We start from the raw sequence: 20,245 nt of genomic DNA, 5'->3' as shown, positions 1-20,245 counted from the left end.
CGCCCCGTCTCCGCCCTGCTGCTGTTCGCCCTTGCCGCGCCCGCCCTCGCCACCAGCGAAGCGGTGCTGGCGCCGGTGGTGATCACCGGCAGCCGGGTGGAAACCTCCAGCTTCGATCTGCCCTATTCGGTGGATGCGGTGCAGCTGAACCAGGACGGCACGCCGGAACTGCGGGTGAACGTCTCCGAAGTGCTGGGCTCAGTGCCCGGCGTGGTGGTGCAGAACCGCCAGAACTACGCGCAGGATCTGCAGATCTCGGTGCGCGGCTTCGGCTCCCGCGCCGCCTTCGGCGTACGGGGCGTGAAGCTGATCGCCGACGGCATCCCCGCCACCAACCCGGACGGCCAGGGCCAGGCGGCCACCTTCAACCTCGACACCGCCGAGCGCATCGAGGTGCTGCGCGGCCCCTACGCCACCATCTACGGCAACCACGCCGGCGGCGTCATCCAGCTCTTCTCCCGCGACGGCAAGGGCGATCCGCGGCTGCGCGCCAGCATGGTCGGCGGCGAGCACGGCACGCTGAAATACGGCCTGGGCGCCGAGGGCGAGAAGAACGGCGTCGGCTTCGTGCTCGACGCCTCCCATTTCGAAACCGACGGCGCCCGCGACTACAGCAGCGCCAAGCGCGACCAGGCCTTCGCCAAGATCACCGTCAATCCTGACGAGGACAGCCGCCTCACCTTGCTCGCCAGCAGCCTGCACCAGCCCGACACCGACGATCCGCTGGGCCTCACCTGGGCCACCTGGAAGCGCGACGCCGACGCGGTGGAGCCGGTGGCGCTGCAGTACCGCACCCGCAAGAGCATCTCCCACCTGCAGGGCGGCGCCACCTACGAGCGCCGCTTCGGCGAGGACAAGCTGCAGGTGCAGGCCTACGGCGGGCGCCGCAGCGTTACGCAGTACCAGTCGATTCCGCGCGCGGTGCAGGTGAGCAACCCTGCCCATGCCGGCGGCGTGGTGGACTTCGACCGCGACTTCTACGGCTTGGGCGCGCGCTGGATCATGGAGCGGGACATCGGCCCGGGCCGCCTGACGCTGACCACCGGCATCGACTACGACCGCGCCGAGGACGACCGCCAGGGCTACGAGAACTTCATCGGCACCACCGTGCTGGGTGTGAAGGGCGCCCTGCGCCGCAACGAGACCAACACCATGACCAGCACCGATCCCTATGTGCAGGCAGTGTGGCGCCAGGGCGATTTCGACTGGTCGCTGGGCGTGCGCCACAGCCGGGTGAAGTTCGAGGTGGATGACAAATACGTGGTCAGCGGCAATGGCGACGACAGCGGCTCGGTCACCTATCGCCGCACCACGCCGGCCGCCGGCGTGCTGTGGCGCGTCAGCCCGCTGCTCAACCTCTACGCCAGCGTGGGCGCCGGCTTCGAAACGCCGACCATGACCGAGGCGGCCTACACCGCTGGCGGCGGCTTCAACTTCAATCTCAAACCCTCGCGCAGCCGCCAGGCCGAGATCGGCCTCAAGGCCTATGTCGGCGAATCCACCCGCATCAACGCCGCGGTGTTCCAGATCGAGACACGGGACGAGATCGTCGTCGCCGGCTCCGGCGGCGGCCGCACTTTCTACACCAACGCCGGCCGCACCCTGCGCCAGGGCCTGGAACTGGCCGCGGAGGCCGACCTCGGCCACAAGCTCAGCACCCGCGCCAGCTTCACCCTGCTGCGCGCGGTGTATGACGAAGCCTTCGGCAGCGTGCCGGAGGGCAAGCGCCTGCCGGGGGTGCCGGCGGTATCCGCCTACGCCGAACTGGCGTGGAAACCGCTGGCGGGCGTGACCACCGCGGTGGAGGGCGTCTATCGCAGCAAGGTCCAGGTGAATGACCTCAACAACGCAGAAGCCGCGCCGGCGTACGCGCTGATGAACTTGCGCCTGGCCGCCGAACAGCAGTCCGGCGACTGGACCTTCGGCGAGATGCTGCGGCTGGACAACGTGTTCGACCGCAAATACATCGGCTCGGTGATCGTCGGCGACGGCAACGGGCGATACTACGAGCCCGGCCCCGGCCGCAGCCTCTACGGCGGCGTCCAGGTCAGCTACCGTTTCCGTTGATGCCCACAACCCACGACACCGCTTCGCAATCGCCCACTTCCCACGCAGCGGCCGGCGGGCCCGGCCCCCGCCGACCGCATCCTTTCCGCCAGCTGCTGGCCGCCGCCGCGCTCGCGCTGCTCGCCGCCTGCCAGCAGCTGCCGCCGCAGCCACCGGCAGCCAGCGCGGAAATCCAGGTCAGCGCCATCGACATGCCCTGGGAAGACCTGCGCCTGGCGCTGGAAGACGCCATCGCCGCCGAAGGCCTGACCGCGCCGACGGTGAGCCACTTCGGCGACATGCTGGCCCGCACCGCCCCCGACCTCGGCCACCGCGCCGACCTCTACACCCACGCCGAAATCCTCAGCTTCTGCAGCGTGGGCGTCGCCGCCCGGCTGGTGACCGAAGCGGCGGAACAGATCGCGCTCTGCCCGCTGTCCATCGCCGTCTACGCCCTGCCCGGCAATCCCGGCCGCAGCTACCTCGCCTACCGCCGGCCGCCGCAGACCGGCGCCGGCAGCGCCGCGGCGGAGGCCTTGATGCGGCGCTTGGTGAAACAGGCGGCGGAAGGCGGCTGAAGCCGTGCCCTTCAGGCGCTTTCGGCCTCCAGCCAGTTCTCCGCCCGCAGCCCGGGATAGCGGACAAAGTCACGCAGATTGTTGGTCACCAGCGTCACCCCCAGCGCGACCGCATGAGCGGCGATCAGCTTGTCGAGCTGATCCTTGCGGCTTTCGCGGGTCGCCAACCGGATCGGACCATAGGCCGCACCGGCACCAGCATCGAAGGGGACCACCGGAATGTCTTCCACCAGCGCGGCCAGGCTTGCCCCTGCCCACGCCGGATCGGCGCAGGCAGCAACGCCGTATTCGAGCTCGGCATAGGTGATCGCCGACATCACCACCTCGCCCACCTGGCACTGGGCGAAGCGCTGTGCCACCACTTCCGGCTGACTCTTCATCAGGTAGATGCACATATTGGTATCCAGCATGAAGCGCGACATCAGAGTGCGTCCCTCTCCGCCTGCTCCTGATCGCCCCGGCCTTCGCTCATGTAATCTGCCGGGAAGCTGGCGAACTTGGCCAGCACGCCAGCCAAGGGGCGACGCAGGGGGCGGATGCGGATCTCGTCGCCGTGACGTTCGATCTCCAGCTCCATGTCCGTGCGCGAATACGCCAGATCGGCGGGAATACGGACGGCCTGGGAGTTGCCGTTCCTGAAAATACGGGTGGTATGCATGGCGCAGCCCTTCGGATGTACGGTGTATGTACATTAGCCCATGCCACCTTCCGTGTAAATCCGCCGGATGTACAGCCCCCTCTCACTCCACCGCCAGCCAAACCCTCCCGCCTTCCACCCGCACCGGATAACACCGCAGGTTCTCTGTAAGCGGCGCGCACAAGGCCTTGCCGTCGCGCATGTCGAAGCGGCCCTGGTGCAGCGGGCATTCGATCTCGTGGCCTTCGAGGAAGCCGTCGCACATGCGGGCGCGGCCGTGGGTACAGAGGTTGTCGGTGGCGTAGAGCGCGCCCTCGACGTCGTAGAGCGCGATGTCGCGGCCGGCGGCCTCGACGCCGATCACATCGTCGGCCGGCACCGCGTCGCGGGCGGCCACGTCTATCCAGTTGCTCATGTCTCGCTCCAGGCTCAGATGGGATAGATGAGGGAGTTGGCGATCATCTCGCTGTCGTACACGCACAGCCGCGAGGCGAAGCGCAGGCCGCCGGGCGTGGTGACGATCTCGTCGCGGTAGAAGCCGGCGTTGAATACGGTGGATTCGCCGTCCAGCTTGGTGCGGATCACCGCGTAGTTGGCTTCGGCGAGGATGCGCTCGCCCTCCACCGCCAGCACCCGCGGCGTGCCGACGATGTGCCGCTGGTAGTAGGGGTCGTGGTACATGGTCTCCTTCACGCCGAACACCCGGTCGCGGATCATGGCCTGGCTTTCCAGCGCCAGCAGGCACAGCGGCAGGCCCTGTTCGTAGTTCTCCCGCGGCTGCAGGCGGTAGCGGCCGTCTTCGGTGAAGAACTCCGGCCAGCGAGCCCAGTCGGCGGAATCCACCACCACCGCGTAGTCGGCGTAGAGGTTGAGCAGGCTGAAGTAGGTGGCGAAGTCCAGTTCGCCCACGGTGCGCGCGCCGCTCATGCCGTTTCTCCCATCACTTCGCGCCAGTATGCGTACATGCCACGGATCAGGGTTTCGGTGACCATGTGGTCGGCATCCTCGGTGTCGCGCCCGCCCATTTCCAGCAGGGTGCGGTGGTAGGGCTTCTGCTCGAAGCTCTCCTGCGACCATTCGATGACTTCGCCATCGTCGGCGGAAACGAAGCCGGCGGGGCCGAAGAGGTTGGCCTGGATGAGGCGGCGCTGGACCATGGCTTCGTCGTCATCGTCGAAGGCGAAGTGGGTCCACACGAAGTCGAAGCTGCCATGGCCGTTGGGCTGGATGTGGCGCATGGAGACGCTGTTCACCTGCTGCTGGATGATGAGGCTGGGAAAGATCGTGGTCATCACCGCGGTCGGGCCGCCCCACCAGGGCTCGGGCACGATGTCGAGCAGGCGGGGATCGTTGAGCTGCATGTGCTCCTTGAAGCTGTCCACTCCGCTGACGACCTCGGCCACCTTGCCGCCGGTGCCGCGGGTGGAAATCATCGCGGCGTGGCGGTGGCGGGCATCCATCTTCAGCTCGGAGCGGTTGTCCGCCCGCCATAGGCCGAAGGTGGAGAACCAGGTGTGCAGCAGGCCGGGGTGGTAGGGGTCCTTGATGTTCTCCTGCATCAGCTTCCAGTTGCCGGGGATGCGCTGGCGGCGGTAGCCCAGCACCTTGAGGCCGCGGCCGTCGAACACGCGGTCGAAGTAGCGCAGGATGACCGGCCCGAGGAAATCCTCCAGCGGCTCGACGTCATGGTCGAAGGAGGCGAACACCACGCCGTTGCGCACCGCCACCTTGAGCTTGGTGAGGCCGTGATCCTCGACGCGGAAATCCGACGGCATGCCGCCATTCACCTTGCCGTCCTGCTTCACGCCGCGGCGGAAGGGCACGCCCTGCAGGTTGCCCTTGAGGTCGAAATTCCACTGGTGGTAGGGACAGAGGAAATCCTTGCGGTTGCCGTGGCGCTCGCGGCAGAAGCGCACGCCGCGGTGGCTGCAGACGTTCTCCACCACGTTGATGGCGCCATCCATGTCGCGCACCAGGATCACCGAACGCTCGCCCACCGCGCTGCGGCGGAAGTCGCCCGGGTTCGGCACCTCCGCCTCCAGGCCGATGTAGCACCAGTGGCCTTTGTAGAAGAAGCGCTCCAGTTCCTCGCGGTAGAGGTCGTCGCGGGTGTAGGCCCAGAAGGGCACGCGGCTGCTGTCCGGCCCCCGCCAGTGCGGGTCGCGCGGGAATACGCGGCTAGCGTCGTCCATGTTTGTCTCCTCCGTTTTGTTTTTGGTCGGAATGTTCTGGCTGACCCTTGCTCAGCCGGATTGGGTGTAGAAGGCGTCCGCATGCAGCGCCGCCGGCGGCAGACCGAGGCGGCGGGCGACCAGCGCCATCGCCTCCACCATCGCCGGCGAGCCGCAAAGGTAGGCGCGCCAGGCGGAAAGATCGGGCAGATCGGCGGCCACCGCGTCGGTCACCAGGCCGGCGCGCATGCCCGGCTCCGGCCTGCCAGTGGCGGCCACTACCTGCAGCTTCAGCTGCGGATGGGCGTCGCACAGGGCGTAGAGACGGTCGAGGTCGTAGGCATCGGCGGCGGAGCGCACGCCGAAATAGAGATGGATGGGGTTGGCCATGCCGCCTTCCAGCGCGCCGCGCACGATGGCCAGCACCGGCGCCAGCCCGGTGCCGCCAGCCACGCACAGCATCGGCCCCTCGTGGCGGCGGCGCAGGTAGGCGGTGCCCAGCGGCCCGCTGACGCGCACCGCGTCGCCCACCGCCAGGCGTTCGAACACATGGCTGGAAACGCGGCCGCCAGGCACCTGGCGGATGTGGAATTCGAGCAGCTCGTCGCTATCCAGCCCGGCCATGGAATACGGCCGCGCCAGCTCCGGTCCGAACTGCAGGGTGGCGTACTGGCCGGGGGCGAACTCCAGCCGCTTGGCCGGCTTCAGCAGCAGGCGGCGCACATCGGCGGCGGGCGCTTCGATGGCGGCCACGCTGGCCTTGAGGATGCGCGCCGGGTGGACAACGATTTCATCCGGCTCCGGGATTTCGATGGTGCAGCTCTCGGTCAGCACCGCCTGGCAGGCGAGCACCCAGCCCTCCCCCTCGGCCGCCGCAGCCCGCAGGCCGCCGCCGGCATCCAGGACCCGGCCTTCGAGCACCCGGCAGCGACAGGTTCCACAGCGTCCCGCCATGCAACTGTGCGATAAGGGCACCGCATGCTCGCGCAGGGTTTCCAGCAAGTTGGCGCCGACGCGGACATCGAGCACACGGTCCAGGGGACGGATGAAGAGCTGCATGGATTGCCACCGGCAGTCGTGATGACTTCATGATGGCCAGCGCAGCGCTATAAATGAATAGAATCCAATGAATTAAATGAATCACCAGAATCAATAAAGGTGACGAATGGAACTGCGGGAAATCGACCTCAACCTGCTGGTGGTCTTCAACCAGCTGCTGGTGGAAAAGCGCGTCTCGGCGGTGGCGGAAACCCTGGGGTTGAGCCAGCCGGCGGTGAGCAACGCCCTCAACCGTCTGCGCCGCCTGCTGGGCGACGAGCTCTTCCTGCGCACCTCGCGCGGCATGGAGCCCACCCCCTTCGCCACCCAGCTGGCCGAACCGGTTGCCTACGCCCTGGGCACCCTGCATGGCGCGCTCAACCAGCAGATCGCTTTCGCGCCGGAGAGCAGCAGCCGCCACTTCACGCTGGCGATGACCGACATCGGCGAGATCTACTTCCTGCCCCGCCTGGCCGATGCACTCGCCCACCAAGCGCCCGGCGTCACCCTGGGCACGGTGCGCACCGACGCCATCCAGCTGCGGGAGGAAATGGAAGGCGGCCACATCGACCTGGCCGTCGGCCTGCTGCCGCGCCTGCAGGCGGGCTTCTTCCAGCGCCGGCTGTTCCGCCACCGCTACGTCTGCATGTACCGCCAGGGCCACCCGCTGGACGGCAGGCTGAACACGGTCGAGGCCTTCAGCGCTGCCGAGCATGTGGTGGTGCTGTCCGCCGGTACCGGCCACAACCAGGTGGACGCGCTGCTGGAGCGTAGCGGCGTACGCCGCGAGGTGAGATTGAAAGTGCCGCACTTCGTCGCCGTCGGCCACATCCTGCAGGGCAGCGACCTGATCGCCACCGTGCCGGAGCGGTTTGCAGAGCGGTGTGCCGGCCCCTTCGGCCTGCGCTACTGCCCGCACCCGGTGGCCCTGCCGGAGATCGCCATCAACCTCTTCTGGCACGCCAAATTCCACCGCGACCCGGGCAACCGCTGGCTGCGCCGCCTGATCGGCGAACTCTTCGCCGACCCGACCGCCGCGCCCTGGACGGCAGCCGAAGACGGCATAGCCGCCGATGAAGGCCACGACGGCGACGTCCAGCCCGTGGGCAACGCCAACTAATGCACAGGCTGCAGCCCCGGCGGCCGGGATCCCGGCCTGACATGGCCCCTGCCCCGCCTTCTCCGGCACCTGAAAGCAAAAAAGCCACTCGATCGAGTGGCTTTTCGGCGGGATGTTGGTCGGGGAAAGAGGATTCGAACCTCCGGCCCCTGCGTCCCGAACGCAGTGCTCTACCAGGCTGAGCTATTCCCCGAATCTTCGCTTTTTGTGTTGCTTTCGACCGCTTTTTACTTAGTGGTTTCTGGCAACTGCAAAGTCCGACAATTGTAGCAGCGAGTCCTTGAAAATGGAAGGGGGCAACGAGGCCAATGCGTCGATGGCCAATTGCGCCTCGGCACGGGCATAGCGCCGGGCCTCCTCCAGTGCGCCGGTGGCCTGGATGGCGGCGAGCACGCCGGCGAACTCGTCGCGACCGCCGTTCTCGATGGCGCCCCGCACCAGCGCAGCTTGCTCCGGGCTGCCCTTCTGCATCACATGGATCAGCGGCAGCGTGGGCTTGCCTTCGGCGAGGTCGTCGCCCAGGTGCTTGCCGGTGGCGGCTTCGTCGGCCGAGTAATCGAGCACGTCGTCGATCAGCTGGAAGGCGGTGCCCAGGTGCATGCCGTAGGCGGCCAGGCCGCGCTCCTGCTCCTCGGTGGCGCCGCCGAGGATGCCGCCCAGACAGGTTGCCGCTTCGAACAGCTTGGCCGTCTTGTAGCGGATGACCCGCAGGTAATCCTCGACGCCCACGTCAGCGTTGTGCACGTTGAGGAGCTGCAACACCTCGCCCTCGGAGATGATGTTGATGGCGTCCGCCAGCACCTGCATGACCCGCATGTTGTTCACGCCCACCATCATCTGGAAGGCGCGGGTGTAGAGGAAATCGCCCACCAGCACCGAAGCGGCGTTGCCGAACAGGGCGTTGGCGGTCTTGTTGCCGCGGCGCAGTTCGGACTCATCGACCACGTCGTCGTGCAGCAAGGTGGCGGTGTGGATCAGCTCCACCACAGCGGCCAGATCGCCATGAGCGGTGCCGCCATAGCCGCAGGCCCGCGCGGTGAACAGCACCAACGCGGGACGAAGGCGCTTGCCGCCACCATTGATGATGTACTCCGCCACCTGGCGGATGAGGACCACATCGGAGTGGAGCGACTTGCGGATGACCGCATCCACCGCCTGCATGTCGGCGGCGATCGGCGCGAAAAGCTGCTGGACGGACAAGACGGGACCGCTCGCGGAAAAAGCGGAATGGTAGGTGGCCGCCAAAGACCGCGTCAAGGACGCTCGCCCGCTGCCGGTGCGGCTTCGGCGAGCAGATCGAGGCGGCTGCGCAACATTTCACGCAACAGCTGGACCGCCGGGTTGAGCCGCCGCCGGTCGGGACAGATCAGATTCAGCGGCGCGGCCTCGCCCTTCCACTCCGGGCAGAGCTCGATCAGCCGGCCGGCGCGCAGGTCCTGCACCACATCCAGCCGCGATTTGTACGCCAGCCCATAGCCGGCCACCGCCCAGCGCCGCACGGTATCGCCATCGTCGGCGACACGATTGCCGCGCACCGTCACCAGCACTTCCTCCTTGCCGCGGTGGAAGCGCCAGCGATCGTGCACATAGTCGCTCAGCATGTAGCACAGGCAGTTGTGGCCGGACAGCGCCTGCGGCGTGGCCGGCGCGCCGTGGCGTTCGAGATAGGCCGGCGAGGCGCACAGCACCCGGCGGTTGGCCGGCGCCAGCGGCAGCGCGACGAGGCTGGAGTCCGGTGGATCGCCATAGCGCACAGCCAGATCCACCGGCTGCCGGTAGACGTCGGCGAGGCGGTCCGAGATCTGCAATTGCAGCTCGATGCCGGGGTTCTGGCCGAGGAATTCGTCCAGCCAGGGCAGCAGCAGGTTGCGGCCGACGTCGGAAGGCATGGATAGCCGCAACGTGCCGCGGATGAGCGCGCGGCCGGAAGCGATGGCGTCGCGGCCCTCGTCCAGCAGTTGCAGCGCCTGCCGGCAGTGCTCCAGGTAGATCTCGCCCTCGGCGGTCAGCCGCATGCTGCGGGTTGAACGCACCAGCAATACCACGTCCAGCTCGGCCTCCAGCCGTTTCAAGGCGGCGCTGGCGGCAGCCGGCGTCAGGTCCAGCAGGCGGGCGGCGGCGGAGAGACTGCCCAGTTCGGCGGTACGGATGAAGAGCAGCAGATCCTGCAAAGCCTTCATTTTCAAATTTCCTTTGAAACAGGTTTGCTTTATCGCCGCTTTTTCCTCGCAGGGCAAGCGCAGATCATGCGCTCCATCGTCAGCCCCGCCGTGCAAGGAGAAAAGCATGAAAGCCGTCGCCTATTACCAGCCGCTCGCCATCGACCATCCGGAAGCGCTGCTGGACCTCGAACTGCCCGCACCGCAGCCGGGCCCGCGCGACCTGCTGGTCGAAGTGCGCGCCATCTCGGTCAATCCGGTGGATACCAAGATCCGCAGCAGGGTGCAGCCTCCTGCCAGCGAAGCCGGGGTGCTGGGCTGGGACGTGGCCGGCGTGGTGCGGGAGGTAGGCGAGGCGGTAACGCTGTTCCGGCCAGGCGACCGCGTCTGGTACGCCGGCGCGCTGGACCGCCCCGGCGCCAACAGCGAGCTGCATGTGGTCGATGAACGCCTGGTTGGCCGCATGCCGCACAGCCTGGCGTTCGCCCAGGCGGCTGCGCTGCCGCTGACCGCCATCACCGCCTGGGAGTTGCTGTTCGACCGGCTGGCGGTGCCGGCCGGCAAACGGCCGGATGCCCGCACGCTGCTGGTGGTGGGCGCGGCCGGCGGCGTCGGCTCCATCCTGGTCCAGCTCGCCCGCCGGCTCACCGGCCTGACGGTGATCGGCACCGCTTCCCGGCCGGAAACCCAAGCCTGGGTGCTGGCCCAGGGCGCGCATCAGGTCATCGACCACCGCCAGCCGCTGGCGCAGGAATTGGCGCGCATCGGCCTGCCGCAGGTGGATCTCGTCGCCAGCCTCAATGCCACCGAGCATCACTTCCCGGCGCTGGTGGAAGTCATCGCGCCCCAGGGCAAGCTGGCCTTGATCGACGATCCGGCGCAGCTGGACGTGGGCCTGCTCAAGCGCAAGAGCGTGTCGCTGCACTGGGAGTTCATGTACACCCGCTCGATGTTCCAGACGCCAGACATGATCGCCCAGCACCGCCTGCTCACCGACGTGGCCGCGCTGGTGGACGACGGCGTGCTGCGGACGACGGTGGCGGAGCATTTCGGCCGCGTCGATGCAGCCAACCTGCGACGCGCCCATGCGCTGCTGGAGAGCGGCAAATCGCGCGGCAAGATCGTGCTCGAAGGCTTTTGAGCGCGATCCGCGGCAGATCCGGCCCCGAAAGCAAACGTCCCCGGCCGGCCGATGGCCGCAACCGGGGACGTTTCAGACCCGCTGCCGCTCAGGCGGCACGGCCGGCCCGGATGGGCGTGCCGCGAGCCTCAGTTCGCGCCCGCGCGCAACACCGCGGTATCCAGCGCCTCCTTGGCCGGCTTGCGGTCGGCCCAGACGAAGGCGAGTTCTTCGTCCAGGATGCGGCGCACGCGCTCGCGTTCCACCACCGGCTGGGAGGAGGAATCCGAGGTGACCGGCTTGTTGGTGAGCTGGGCCACCGCCACCCGCACGTTCTCCAGGTCGTCGCCCAGCAGATCGCTCTGCGAGGCCAGCAGGCCGGCGCGGTTCAGCGGCAGATAGCCGGTTTCGCGCTGCCAGGCGACCTGGTTCTCCGGCTGCAGCCAGAAGCTGACGAAACGTGCCGCCGCCTTGTAGGTGGCCGGCTTCTTGCCCGCCGCGGCCCACAGCGCCGGGCCGTCGGCCAGGGTGTTCTGCGGTGCGCCGGGGAAGTCGTCGTAGTAAGGCAGGCGGGAGACGCCGACGTCCACCGTCTGCTGGCGGCGGAAGTCGGTCCAGTCCGCCGACGAAGCGGCGATCACCGCGCAGTCGCCAGCGGCAAAGCGGCGCTCGGCCTCGCCGCGGTCGAAGATGCGCAGGTAACTGGCGCGATGCCAGCTTGCCATCATCGCCACATGCTTGACCTGGAACATGCCGTTGAAGGACGGCGCCAGCGCCTTGCCACGCACGGCGGCGACCGGCTCGTTGTGCCAGGCGCTGAGGTTCTCCACCATCACCCTGCCGGGTTCGGCCACGGTGTAGGGGCAGGACTGGCCGGCATCCGCCAGCCGGCCCAGCGCCTGCTGGAGATCGAACCAGGTGGCGATGGGTGTAGCGTCCGGATTCATGCCCGCGCGGCGGAACGCATCCTTGTTCAGGAACAGCACCGGGGTGGACAGGCCGACCGGCAGCGCCAGCAGCTGGCCCTTGGTATCCACCGGCGTGCGGGTCATCATCGCAGGCGGGCGCAGGGCCTGCAGCGGCACGCCGGCTTCGCGCATCATCGCGTGCAGCGGCTTGTAGCGGGGCTTGCCAGCGACGAAGGCGTCTTCCTCGGCGCCATCCAGGATCAACAGGTCGGGAATGGTGCCGACGCGCCAATCGCGGCTGACGATTTCCACCTTCGCATCCTTGCTGCTGGCGTTGAAGCGCTCCACCAGCTCCTTCAGCGCCTCGGCGCGGGCCGGCGGCAGTTGATGCACGATCTCCAGCTGCACCGGCTCGGTGGCCTTGGCCGCCGGCTTGGCAGGCGCTTTCGCCGCCGGGGCGGCAGCATGCAGCGGGGCGGCCAAGGCGAACAGGCCGGCCATCGCGACGCTGAGAACGCCGCGCTTCAAACCTTTTGAATTCATGGTGTTACGCACTCTCGTGAGCATGTAGGAAATCCGGAACCGGATCGGCGGCGATTATAGACTTCCGCCGTTTGACGCGCGCGGGCGGAAAATGTAACGCGACCTGCGGCGAACGCCGCCACCTCCAGCCGCAACGCCGAGTCAAGATTTCCCGGCCACTGACGTTATGCTTCCCAAGTCACAGCCTGGAAACACCGAAGCCATCATGCGCACCTCCCTCGCCACCTTCCTGCTGCTCCTTGCGCCCGTGCTGGGCGGCTGCGACCAGATCGGAGCCGCGCTCGAACTGCCGAATCCGAAGAAGGAAGCCGCCGAGGCGGAAGCTGAAGGCCGCGCCATCGGCAGCGCCTGCCGCTACTCCGGCCGTTCGCTGGAAGACTGCTACGTGCTCAACCCGTCGGCGCAGAAATCCTTCGTCTTCGCCGGCTGGAAGGACATGAACGACTACATGATGGAGCACAAGATCGAGGTCGTTCCCTCGCAGCTGCCGCAGACGGTGCCGCCGCCGAAAGCGCCCTCAGCCGCGCCGGCCGCGGCGCCGGCTGCCGCCGCGCACTGAGCGCTGCGGCAGAGGCAGCTCCGAGCCGCCGGCCCGTCAAGGCGCCGGATTGGTGTAGCGCAGGTGGACCGCGTCTATGGCCGCAGCCAGTTCCGGCGTGATCTCCACATCCCAGGCATCCAGGTTCTGCTCCAGCTGCGCCAGCGAAGTGGCACCGATGATGGTGCTGGCCACGCACCAGCGCCGGTAGGTGAAGGCCAGTGCCAGCTGCGTCGGTGTCAAACCGTGCGCCGCCGCCAGTTCGGCATAGGCTTGCACCGCCGGCGCCACGTTCGGCTTGCTGTAGCGCTGCCCAAAGCCTTCGAACAGGGTGATGCGGCCACTGGCGCCGGCGTCCTTCAGGTACTTGCCCGACAGCAGCCCGAAGGCCAGCGGCGAATAGGCCAGCAGGCCGACCTTCTCGCGATGGCAGGTTTCCGCCAGTCCGTATTCATAGACGCGGTTCAGCAGGCTGTAGGCGTTCTGGGTGGACACCACCCGCGGCAGGCCATGCTCCCGCGCTAGGCGCACGAACTCCATCACCCCCCAGGGGTGCTCGTTGGACAGGCCGACGTGGCGCACCTTGCCCTCGGCCACCAGTTCCGCCAGCGCATCCAGCTGGGCGCGGATGGGCGTGCACTCGCGCTCCTTCTCCGGCTCGTACTGCCACTGGCCGAACATCGGCTGGTTGCGTTCCGGCCAATGCAGCTGGTAGAGGTCGATGTAGTCGGTGCGCAGCCGCCTCAGGCTGGCCTCCACCGCCGCCCGCAGGTTGTCCCGATCCAGCGCCAGCGGGCCGCCGCGTATCCAGCCCAGGCTGCGCGCCGGGCCGGCGGCCTTGGTCGCCAACACCACCTTCTCGCGCGGCTGGCGCGCCAGCCAGCTGCCCACGATGCGTTCGGTGGCGCCGCTGGTTTCGGCGCGGGTCGGCACCGGGTACATCTCGGCGGTGTCGATGAAATTGATGCCGCGCTCGAAAGCACGGTCGAGCTGGGCGTGGCCTTCCGCCTCGTCGTTCTGCTGACCGAAAGTCATGGTGCCCAGGCAGATCGCCGACACTTTCGGCCCGTCCTGCCCCAGCCTGCGGTACTCCATTGCGCGTTGCGCCATCCGTCTGTTCCTCCCCTCGGGTAAAGCCGCGGCTCGCCTGGCGGGCCGCGGCGACATATCATTCGCGCCTTCGCCCGATGATACTTCAGCGCCTACAGGCGCCCTGCCGATGTCCCAATCCCCTCTCTCAAGCTTCTCCATCTCGGGCCTGCTCGCTTATTGCCGCCCCGGTTTCGAGAAGGAAGTCGCCGCCGAGATCGACGACCTCGCCGCCGACGCCGGCCTCATTGGCTACGTCCGCGCCGAGCCCAACACCGGCTACGCGGTGTTCGAAACCTTCGAGCCGGTGCCAGTGTTCGCCCTGGGCGAGCGTGCCGACTGGCTGCGCCCGGTGTTCGCCCGCCAGCTGCTGCTCTGGTTCGACCGCGTGGAGGACCTGCCGGAGCGTGACCGCGCCACGCCGCTGGTCACCGCGGTGAAAGGCTGCGGCCAGCGCTTCTCCGGCGTGGTGCTGGAAACGCCGGACACCGACGAAGCCAAGCAGCGCTCCGGCTTCTGCCGGCGCTTCACCGAACCGCTCACCCGCGCGCTGGAAAAAGCCGCCGCGCTGCGCCTGGGCAAGCCCGGCTTCCCCGAACTGCATGTGATGTTCCCGGACGCCAGCACCGCCTGGCTGGCCGCCGCCCTGCCGGGCCGCGCCTCGCCGTGGCCAATGGGTATTCCGCGCCTGCGCATGCCCTCCAGCGCGCCCAGCCGCTCCACCCTCAAGCTGGCCGAAGCCTTCATGACGCTGCTGAGCGAGGAAGAGCGCGACAAGCACCTGCGCGCCGGCATGCGCGCGGTGGACCTCGGCGCCGCCCCCGGCGGCTGGACCTGGCAGCTCGCCAGCCGCGGCATCCGCGTCACCGCGGTGGACAACGGCCCGCTGCGCGACAGCGTGATGGCCACCGAGATGGTGGAGCACCTGCGCGCCGACGGCTTCACCTGGCGGCCGCAGCGGACGGTGGACTGGATGGTGTGCGACATGGTGGAGCAACCCTCGCGCATCGCTTCGCTGATGGCGGAGTGGATCGCCACCGGGCGCTGCCGCCACACCATCTTCAACCTCAAGCTGCCGATGAAGCGCCGGCTGGACGCGGTGGAGCAGTGCCGCGAACTGATCCGCAAGCGGCTCGCCAGCATCGGCCCGTATGAGCTGCGCATCAAGCAGCTGTACCACGACCGCGAAGAAGTCACCGCCTATCTCACGCTGAAGAAATAAGCGCGACCGCGCAGCCTCAAGAGGCCCGCGCAGCCACGCCGGCAACCCATTCCGGCAGCCCCCCCGAGGCATTCACCACGGCTTCCAACCGCGGGCCGTGTATAATCAGCGCTTTACCTGCACCCGGCCTGCCGGCTGGCGCGAGTCCTTCCGAGGCGTTTCCTGTCCCGGTCTGCGCTCTGCGGCATCCGCCGCTTCCTGCGCCGCGCCCGCGGCCGGTCACCCAACAAGAAAGCGCCCATGAGTTTCGCCGACCTCGGCCTCATCCCCGAACTGCAGCGCGCTGTTGCCGACGCCGGCTACAGCGAACCCACCCCCATCCAGCGCCAGGCCATTCCCACCGTCATCGCCGGCCACGACGTGATGGGTGGCGCCCAGACCGGCACCGGCAAGACCGCCGGCTTCACGCTGCCGCTGCTGAACCGCCTGGCGCGCCACGCCAGCACCAGCACCTCGCCCGCCCGCCACCAGACCCGCGCGCTCATCCTGGCGCCGACCCGCGAGCTAGCGATGCAGGTGTTCGAATCGGTCAAGACCTACAGCAAGTACCTGCCGCTGCGCGCCACCTGCATCTACGGCGGGGTGGACATGAACCCGCAGATCCAGGAACTGCGCCGCGGCATCGAGATCGTCATCGCCACCCCCGGCCGCCTGCTGGACCATGTGCAGCAGAAGACGATCAACCTCAGCCAGGTCGAAGTGCTGGTGCTGGACGAAGCCGACCGCATGCTGGACATGGGCTTCATCCCGGACATCAAGCGCATCCTGTCGCTGCTGCCGGCCAGCCGCCAGAGCCTGCTGTTCTCCGCCACCTTCTCGGACGAGATCAAGAAGCTCGCCGACCAGATGCTGAAGAATCCGCAGCTGATCGAGGTCGCGCGCCGCAACATGGTGTCGGAGACCATCACCCACCGGGTGCATCCGGTTTCTGCCGGACTCAAGCGCAACCTGCTCGCCCACCTGCTGCGGCACCAGCCGGACACTCAGGCGCTGGTCTTCGTCGATACCAAGCTCGCCTGCGGCCGCCTCGCCCACTTCCTGACCCGCCACGAGATCTCCGCCGACGCCATTCACGGCGACAAGGGCCAGCAGCAACGCACCGAAACCCTGGAAGCGTTCAAGAGCGGCCGCCTGCGCGTTCTGGTGGCCACCGACGTCGCCGCCCGCGGCATCGACATCGACGAACTGCCGTACGTCATCAACTTCGAGCTGCCGCATACCGCCGAAGACTATGTGCACCGCATCGGCCGTACCGGCCGTGCCGGCCACCAGGGCAACGCGGTATCGCTGGTCTGCGCCGAGGAGAAGCAGCGCCTGGCCGAGATCCAGAAGCTGATCAAGCTGGAGATTCCGCAGGAGATCGTGCCCGGCTTCGAACCGGAACCGGAGTTCGCCGAAGCCGGCAGCCGCAGCGGACGCGGTCGCCGCCCCGCCGCCCCGGCCGCTGCCGAAGCCGCCCCGGAACGCGCCCGCGCTCCACGCAGCGAGGGCGCCGCAGCACGGCCACCCCGCAACGAAAACCGGCGCCCCCGCTCCACCATCGCGGCAGACGGCTTCGACTTCAGCAAGCCCTACGAACCCAAGCACAGCCCGGTGCCGGCCCAAGCCGTCATCGGCGAGGGCTTGCCCACCACTCCGTCCGCCGGCTCGGGCAGCAACCCGGCAGCGCCGCGCCGGCAACAGCGCCCCCTCGCTTACCTGCTGGGCGGCCTCGGGCGGAAATAAGGCGGGCTAAGCCCGGCTATTCGCCGGCTTGAAACAAGGGGCTTCAAGTATTCTGGTCGCTCGCCGTTAAGTGATCAGACACTTGGAATGCTGCCGCCGATGAACCCTGCAGGCCATCACAGAGGCAAGGAAAACCCCGAAGAGCCCTTCGTGCCCGACCTATCGGAGGGGGCGGAAACCGGGGTTTATCTCGCCCTGCTAGAACTGCTCGACGAGGGCCTGATCGTCACCGGCGACGAGGTCATCATCGATGCCAACAGCGCCGCCTGCCGGCTGCTGGAGCGGGACTACCGGCAGATCGCCGGGCAGCCGCTGTCCGAGCTCTTCCTCTCCGAACGCGCCTTCCTCGATGCCCGCGCCCGCCTCTTCATCCAGGGCGAGATGCGCGGCAGCCTGCGCGTCGCCCTGCCGGGCGGCCGCCACCGCGACTTCCGCTTCGTCGCCGCCGCCCGCCTGCGCCCCGGCATCCATGCACTGATCCTCAGTCCCGACCTGCTGGCCGAGACCGCGCCGGATGTTTCCAGCCTGGACCCGACGCCGGCCGCCGACACCGTCTGGCCCAGGCTGGCCGCCGCGCTGCTGCAGCCGGTCATCGTGGTGGATGACGGCGACCGCATCTGCGCCGCCAACGCCGCCGCCATCACCACCCTCGGCCTGGGCCGGGAAGAACTGGTCGGCCGCCTGGCCGGCGAACGCCTGGGCCTGCAGTGGCCGGCAGCGGACGCCCCCCCGCTAGCCCGCCTGCGTCCGCAGCCGGGTGGCGAGGAGCTCACCGCCCGCGTGCTTGCCGGCCCCCAGGCCGGCTGGCGCCTGCTGGTGCTGCCGCCGCTGGGCCAGCCCGCCGCCACGCTGCCGGCGCCCGCCCCGGCCGCCTCGCCAGCAACCGTGCAAAGCAACGCGGTACACGTGCCGCTGGACGTGTTCGATGCTGCCAGCCAGGCCATCTTGGTCAGCGATGCCGACAACCGCATCGTCGCCGTCAACCGCGCCTTCACCCAGATAACCGGCTACAGCCGCGAAGACGTGCTCGGCAGGAACCCCGGCCTGCTCAACTCCGGCCGCCAGGAGCCGGAGTTCTATGCCGCGCTGTGGCAGTCGCTGCGCGACAGTGGCCAGTGGCAAGGCGAGATCTGGAACCGGCGCAAGAACGGCGAGATCTTCCCCGAGTGGCTCACCATTACCGCCGTGCGCGATGGCGAGGGCGCCACCCGCCACTACATCGCGATGTTCACCGACCTCACCGCCAAGCGGCAGGCGGAATCGCGCACCGAATACCTCGCCCACCACGACATCCTCACCGGCCTGCCCAACCGCCGGCTGTTCGAGCGCCGCTTCGACGACGCCGCCGAACGCGCCCGGCAGCGGCGCTGCAGCGTCGGCGTGATGCGCCTGGACATCGACAACTTCAAGGCGGTCAACCGCGAATACGGCGACAACGTCGGCGACGCCTTCCTGCAGCAGATCGCCCGCCGCCTGCTCGCCGCCCTGCCGCGCGGCGGCATGGTGGCGCGCGAGCGCAGCGACGCCTTCCTCGCCCTGCTGCCAGACCTCGACCTCAGCAGCGAATGCGGCCGCGCCGCCGAGGCACTGCTCGCCACCCTGTCGCTGCCTTTCGAAGCCGAAGGCCACAACCTGCAGCTCACCGCCAGCATCGGCATCGCCCTGCTGCCGGAAGACGGCAACACCCTGGATGCGCTGCTGCGCCACGCCGATGCCGCCCTCGCCCACGCCCGCCGCCTCGGCGGCAACAACCACCAGTACTACGTGCTGGAGATGGACGACGCCGGCATCGAGCGCGAGGCCTTCGAGAGCAAGCTGCGCTACGCCATCGAACGGGAAGAACTGGAAGTGCATTTCCAGCCGCTGATCGACGCCCGCGACGGCAGCATCCGCGCCGGTGAAGCGCTGCTGCGCTGGCACCACCCGGAATTGGGCTTGATCCCCTTCCGCCGCTTCATCAGCGCCGCTCGCGATGGCGGCCTGGTCGCCCGCCTGGGCGACTGGGCGCTGCGCGCCGCCTGCCGCGCGGCGGTGGGCTGGCCGGCCGAAAGCAACCGGCAGCCCATGGTGACCGTGAATGTCGCCATCGAGCAGATCATGCAGGGCGACTTCGTCGGCCGGGTGGCCACCGCGCTGGCCGAGAGCGGCCTGCCGGCGGACAGGCTGGAACTGGATCTGGACGAGCAGGTGCTGCAGGAAGACAACAGCCGCATCTTCGCCACCCTCACCGAGCTCGCCGGCATGGGCGTCCACCTGGCGATAGACGACTTCGGCCGTGGCCTCACCGCCATCCCCAAGCTCAAGCGTTATCCGCTGCAAGCCCTGAAGCTGGACCCGGCGCTGGTGCGCGACGTGGGCAAGAGCGAGGAGAGCGAGGCCATCGTCGAAGCCATCGCCAACCTCGCCAACTCGCTCGGGCTGGCAATCTTTGCCCGCGGCGTGGAAGACGAGGCCCAGCAGGCCTTCCTCTCCGCACTGGCCTGCCACCTGCAGCAGGGCCCACTGTTCGGCCGTCCGCTCACCGACACCGAGTTCGCCGCCTTCCTTGCCCGTCAGCAGTTGGAAAGCGGGTTGCAGTAAGGCGGGCAGTGGCCATCGCCCGCCGTCGCAGGACGGCGGCGGCTCAGTAATCCATCAAGGTCCGGCAGCTTTCCTCACGGCCGGTCATCGCACTGAAGCGCGCCAGCCTTTCCTTGACGAAATCGTCGGGAATCTTGCGGTTGGAGCAGTACTCGCGCAGCGTCAGCGCATACGCCACATGCTGTAGATCCTCGGTGGTACGCGCTACCGACTGGAAGACGTAGTTGCTGGTATCGCGCCAGCTCTGCTCGGGCTTGGGCGCAGGCGTGGGCAGCGTGGCCGGCGCCCCCGCCGCCCCGGCAGCAGGCTGCGCCGGGGCCTGGGCCAAGGCCCCCACGGGTAGCAGACACAGCAGCAGGATGACGGAAACGCGCATGGCGATGGAGAGCCGCAAAAAGGGGCGCAGACAGTGCTCAGTCTACGTCCATCGGCCGGGTTTACTTGAGGACCGTTCGACAGACTGTGGCGTGAAAGCGCGCGGCCCGGACAGGAACAGGTTTTCCCCAGCCCAAGTGCACAGCCTACTGAAGAAGCTGTGGACAAATTCCCCAAACCCTTGAAAGCAAAGCACCGGAGAGCACCGCTCGAAAAAGAGGCAGCAAACCGCGTGCCGGCGCCTCGCCTTCTCTTCACTCAATGACAAGAACGGCCCTGCCCCCAAACCGGGAACAGGGCCGCCCAGGCGCTTGCGCCCGCAGCCAGCCCGGTCTCCCGGGCCCGCCTGCGCGCTCAGGCCTCCAGCGCCTTCACATGCGTGATCACCTCGGCAAT

General features: G+C 68.3%; 19 protein-coding genes and 1 tRNA gene. 8 read left to right on the top strand and 12 right to left on the bottom strand.

Going from position 1 to position 20,245, the window contains the following annotated elements; all coding sequences use genetic code 11:
• Positions 1–15: 15 nt before the first annotated feature.
• Together GRF61_RS17995 and GRF61_RS17990 are read left to right on the top strand one after the other, a co-directional pair.
• Positions 16–2,067 carry a TonB-dependent receptor gene (locus GRF61_RS17995; RefSeq protein ID WP_248281318.1) on the top strand — a complete coding sequence of 684 codons (2,052 nt, stop codon included), beginning with the start codon at positions 16–18 and terminating at the stop codon, positions 2,065–2,067.
• A complete protein-coding gene (locus tag GRF61_RS17990; protein WP_248281316.1) occupies positions 2,067–2,624 on the top strand; it encodes a DUF302 domain-containing protein in 558 nt (185 codons plus the stop codon). Before GRF61_RS17995 ends, GRF61_RS17990 begins: the two co-directional genes overlap by 1 nt.
• A gap of 11 nt (positions 2,625–2,635) precedes the next feature.
• Here the strand turns inward: GRF61_RS17990 and GRF61_RS17985 are convergent, their stop codons facing one another.
• The 6 genes from GRF61_RS17985 to GRF61_RS17960 all read right to left on the bottom strand — a co-directional run bounded on the left by GRF61_RS17985 (position 2,636) and on the right by GRF61_RS17960 (position 6,491).
• Positions 2,636–3,046, bottom strand: a complete 411-nt coding sequence (locus GRF61_RS17985) for a type II toxin-antitoxin system VapC family toxin (RefSeq protein ID WP_169152004.1) — start codon at positions 3,044–3,046, stop codon at positions 2,636–2,638.
• Positions 3,046–3,282, bottom strand: a complete 237-nt coding sequence (vapB, locus tag GRF61_RS17980) for a type II toxin-antitoxin system VapB family antitoxin (protein WP_169152003.1) — start codon at positions 3,280–3,282, stop codon at positions 3,046–3,048. The genes GRF61_RS17985 and vapB overlap by 1 nt, the downstream gene beginning before the upstream one ends.
• An 82-nt stretch (positions 3,283–3,364) precedes the next feature.
• The gene (locus GRF61_RS17975) at positions 3,365–3,676 is read right to left on the bottom strand and encodes a non-heme iron oxygenase ferredoxin subunit (RefSeq protein ID WP_169152002.1); all 312 of its coding nucleotides are present in this window, start codon (positions 3,674–3,676) and stop codon (positions 3,365–3,367) included.
• 14 nt (positions 3,677–3,690) lie between these two features.
• Entirely contained in the window at positions 3,691–4,188 is a 498-nt protein-coding gene (locus tag GRF61_RS17970) for an aromatic-ring-hydroxylating dioxygenase subunit beta (RefSeq protein WP_133594085.1), read from the bottom strand.
• On the bottom strand, positions 4,185–5,453 hold the full coding sequence (locus GRF61_RS17965; RefSeq protein WP_169152001.1) for an aromatic ring-hydroxylating dioxygenase subunit alpha: 1,269 nt from the start codon (positions 5,451–5,453) through the stop codon (positions 4,185–4,187). The genes GRF61_RS17970 and GRF61_RS17965 overlap by 4 nt, the downstream gene beginning before the upstream one ends.
• Positions 5,454–5,504: 51 nt before the next feature.
• Positions 5,505–6,491, bottom strand: coding sequence for a 2Fe-2S iron-sulfur cluster-binding protein (locus tag GRF61_RS17960; protein WP_169152000.1), 987 nt, complete (start codon positions 6,489–6,491; stop codon positions 5,505–5,507).
• Positions 6,492–6,597: 106 nt separating this feature from the next.
• On the opposite strand from GRF61_RS17960, the gene GRF61_RS17955 reads away from it, so the two are divergent.
• A complete protein-coding gene (locus tag GRF61_RS17955) occupies positions 6,598–7,590 on the top strand; it encodes a LysR family transcriptional regulator (protein ID WP_169151999.1) in 993 nt (330 codons plus the stop codon).
• 116 nt (positions 7,591–7,706) lie between these two features.
• Here the strand turns inward: GRF61_RS17955 and GRF61_RS17950 are convergent.
• From GRF61_RS17950 to GRF61_RS17940, 3 genes are all read right to left on the bottom strand, one after another.
• Positions 7,707–7,783, bottom strand: a tRNA-Pro gene (locus GRF61_RS17950).
• Between the two features lie 38 nt (positions 7,784–7,821).
• Entirely contained in the window at positions 7,822–8,751 is a 930-nt protein-coding gene (locus GRF61_RS17945) for a polyprenyl synthetase family protein (protein ID WP_348982430.1), read from the bottom strand.
• Positions 8,752–8,843: 92 nt separating this feature from the next.
• Positions 8,844–9,770, bottom strand: a complete 927-nt coding sequence (locus GRF61_RS17940; RefSeq protein WP_248281315.1) for a LysR family transcriptional regulator — start codon at positions 9,768–9,770, stop codon at positions 8,844–8,846.
• Positions 9,771–9,876: 106 nt separating this feature from the next.
• Here GRF61_RS17940 and GRF61_RS17935 point away from each other — a divergent pair, with 106 nt between their 5' ends.
• Entirely contained in the window at positions 9,877–10,890 is a 1,014-nt protein-coding gene (locus GRF61_RS17935) for a zinc-binding alcohol dehydrogenase family protein (protein ID WP_169151996.1), read from the top strand.
• 128 nt (positions 10,891–11,018) lie between these two features.
• Here GRF61_RS17935 and GRF61_RS17930 read toward each other — a convergent pair whose 3' ends face one another.
• A complete protein-coding gene (locus tag GRF61_RS17930; protein WP_169151995.1) occupies positions 11,019–12,320 on the bottom strand; it encodes an extracellular solute-binding protein in 1,302 nt (433 codons plus the stop codon).
• 205 nt (positions 12,321–12,525) lie between these two features.
• On the opposite strand from GRF61_RS17930, the gene GRF61_RS17925 reads away from it, so the two are divergent.
• Complete coding sequence (locus GRF61_RS17925) at positions 12,526–12,879, top strand: hypothetical protein (RefSeq protein ID WP_169151994.1); 354 nt, start codon at positions 12,526–12,528, stop codon at positions 12,877–12,879.
• A 36-nt stretch (positions 12,880–12,915) separates the two neighbouring features.
• On the opposite strand, the gene GRF61_RS17920 is transcribed toward GRF61_RS17925, so the two are convergent.
• Entirely contained in the window at positions 12,916–13,953 is a 1,038-nt protein-coding gene (locus GRF61_RS17920) for an aldo/keto reductase (protein WP_169152007.1), read from the bottom strand.
• Positions 13,954–14,077: 124 nt separating this feature from the next.
• Between GRF61_RS17920 and rlmM the strand changes: the two genes are divergently transcribed.
• The 3 genes from rlmM (at position 14,078) to GRF61_RS24880 (ending at position 19,474) form a co-directional block, all read left to right on the top strand.
• Positions 14,078–15,169, top strand: a complete 1,092-nt coding sequence (gene rlmM, locus GRF61_RS17915) for a 23S rRNA (cytidine(2498)-2'-O)-methyltransferase RlmM (protein WP_169151993.1) — start codon at positions 14,078–14,080, stop codon at positions 15,167–15,169.
• Between the two features lie 240 nt (positions 15,170–15,409).
• A complete protein-coding gene (locus GRF61_RS17910) occupies positions 15,410–16,894 on the top strand; it encodes a DEAD/DEAH box helicase (protein WP_169151992.1) in 1,485 nt (494 codons plus the stop codon).
• Between the two features lie 150 nt (positions 16,895–17,044).
• Entirely contained in the window at positions 17,045–19,474 is a 2,430-nt protein-coding gene (locus GRF61_RS24880) for an EAL domain-containing protein (RefSeq protein WP_348982429.1), read from the top strand.
• Between the two features lie 43 nt (positions 19,475–19,517).
• On the opposite strand, the gene GRF61_RS17890 is transcribed toward GRF61_RS24880, so the two are convergent.
• Positions 19,518–19,850 (bottom strand): hypothetical protein, encoded by a 333-nt coding sequence (locus GRF61_RS17890; RefSeq protein ID WP_169151991.1) that lies wholly within the window; start codon positions 19,848–19,850, stop codon positions 19,518–19,520.
• Positions 19,851–20,245 lie beyond the last annotated feature (395 nt).

The organism is Azoarcus sp. TTM-91 (assembly GCF_012911025.1).
Lineage (GTDB): Bacteria > Pseudomonadota > Gammaproteobacteria > Burkholderiales > Rhodocyclaceae > Azoarcus.
Note: the sequence above shows the minus strand (reverse complement) of the source record. Positions and strands in the feature narration are given on the sequence as shown.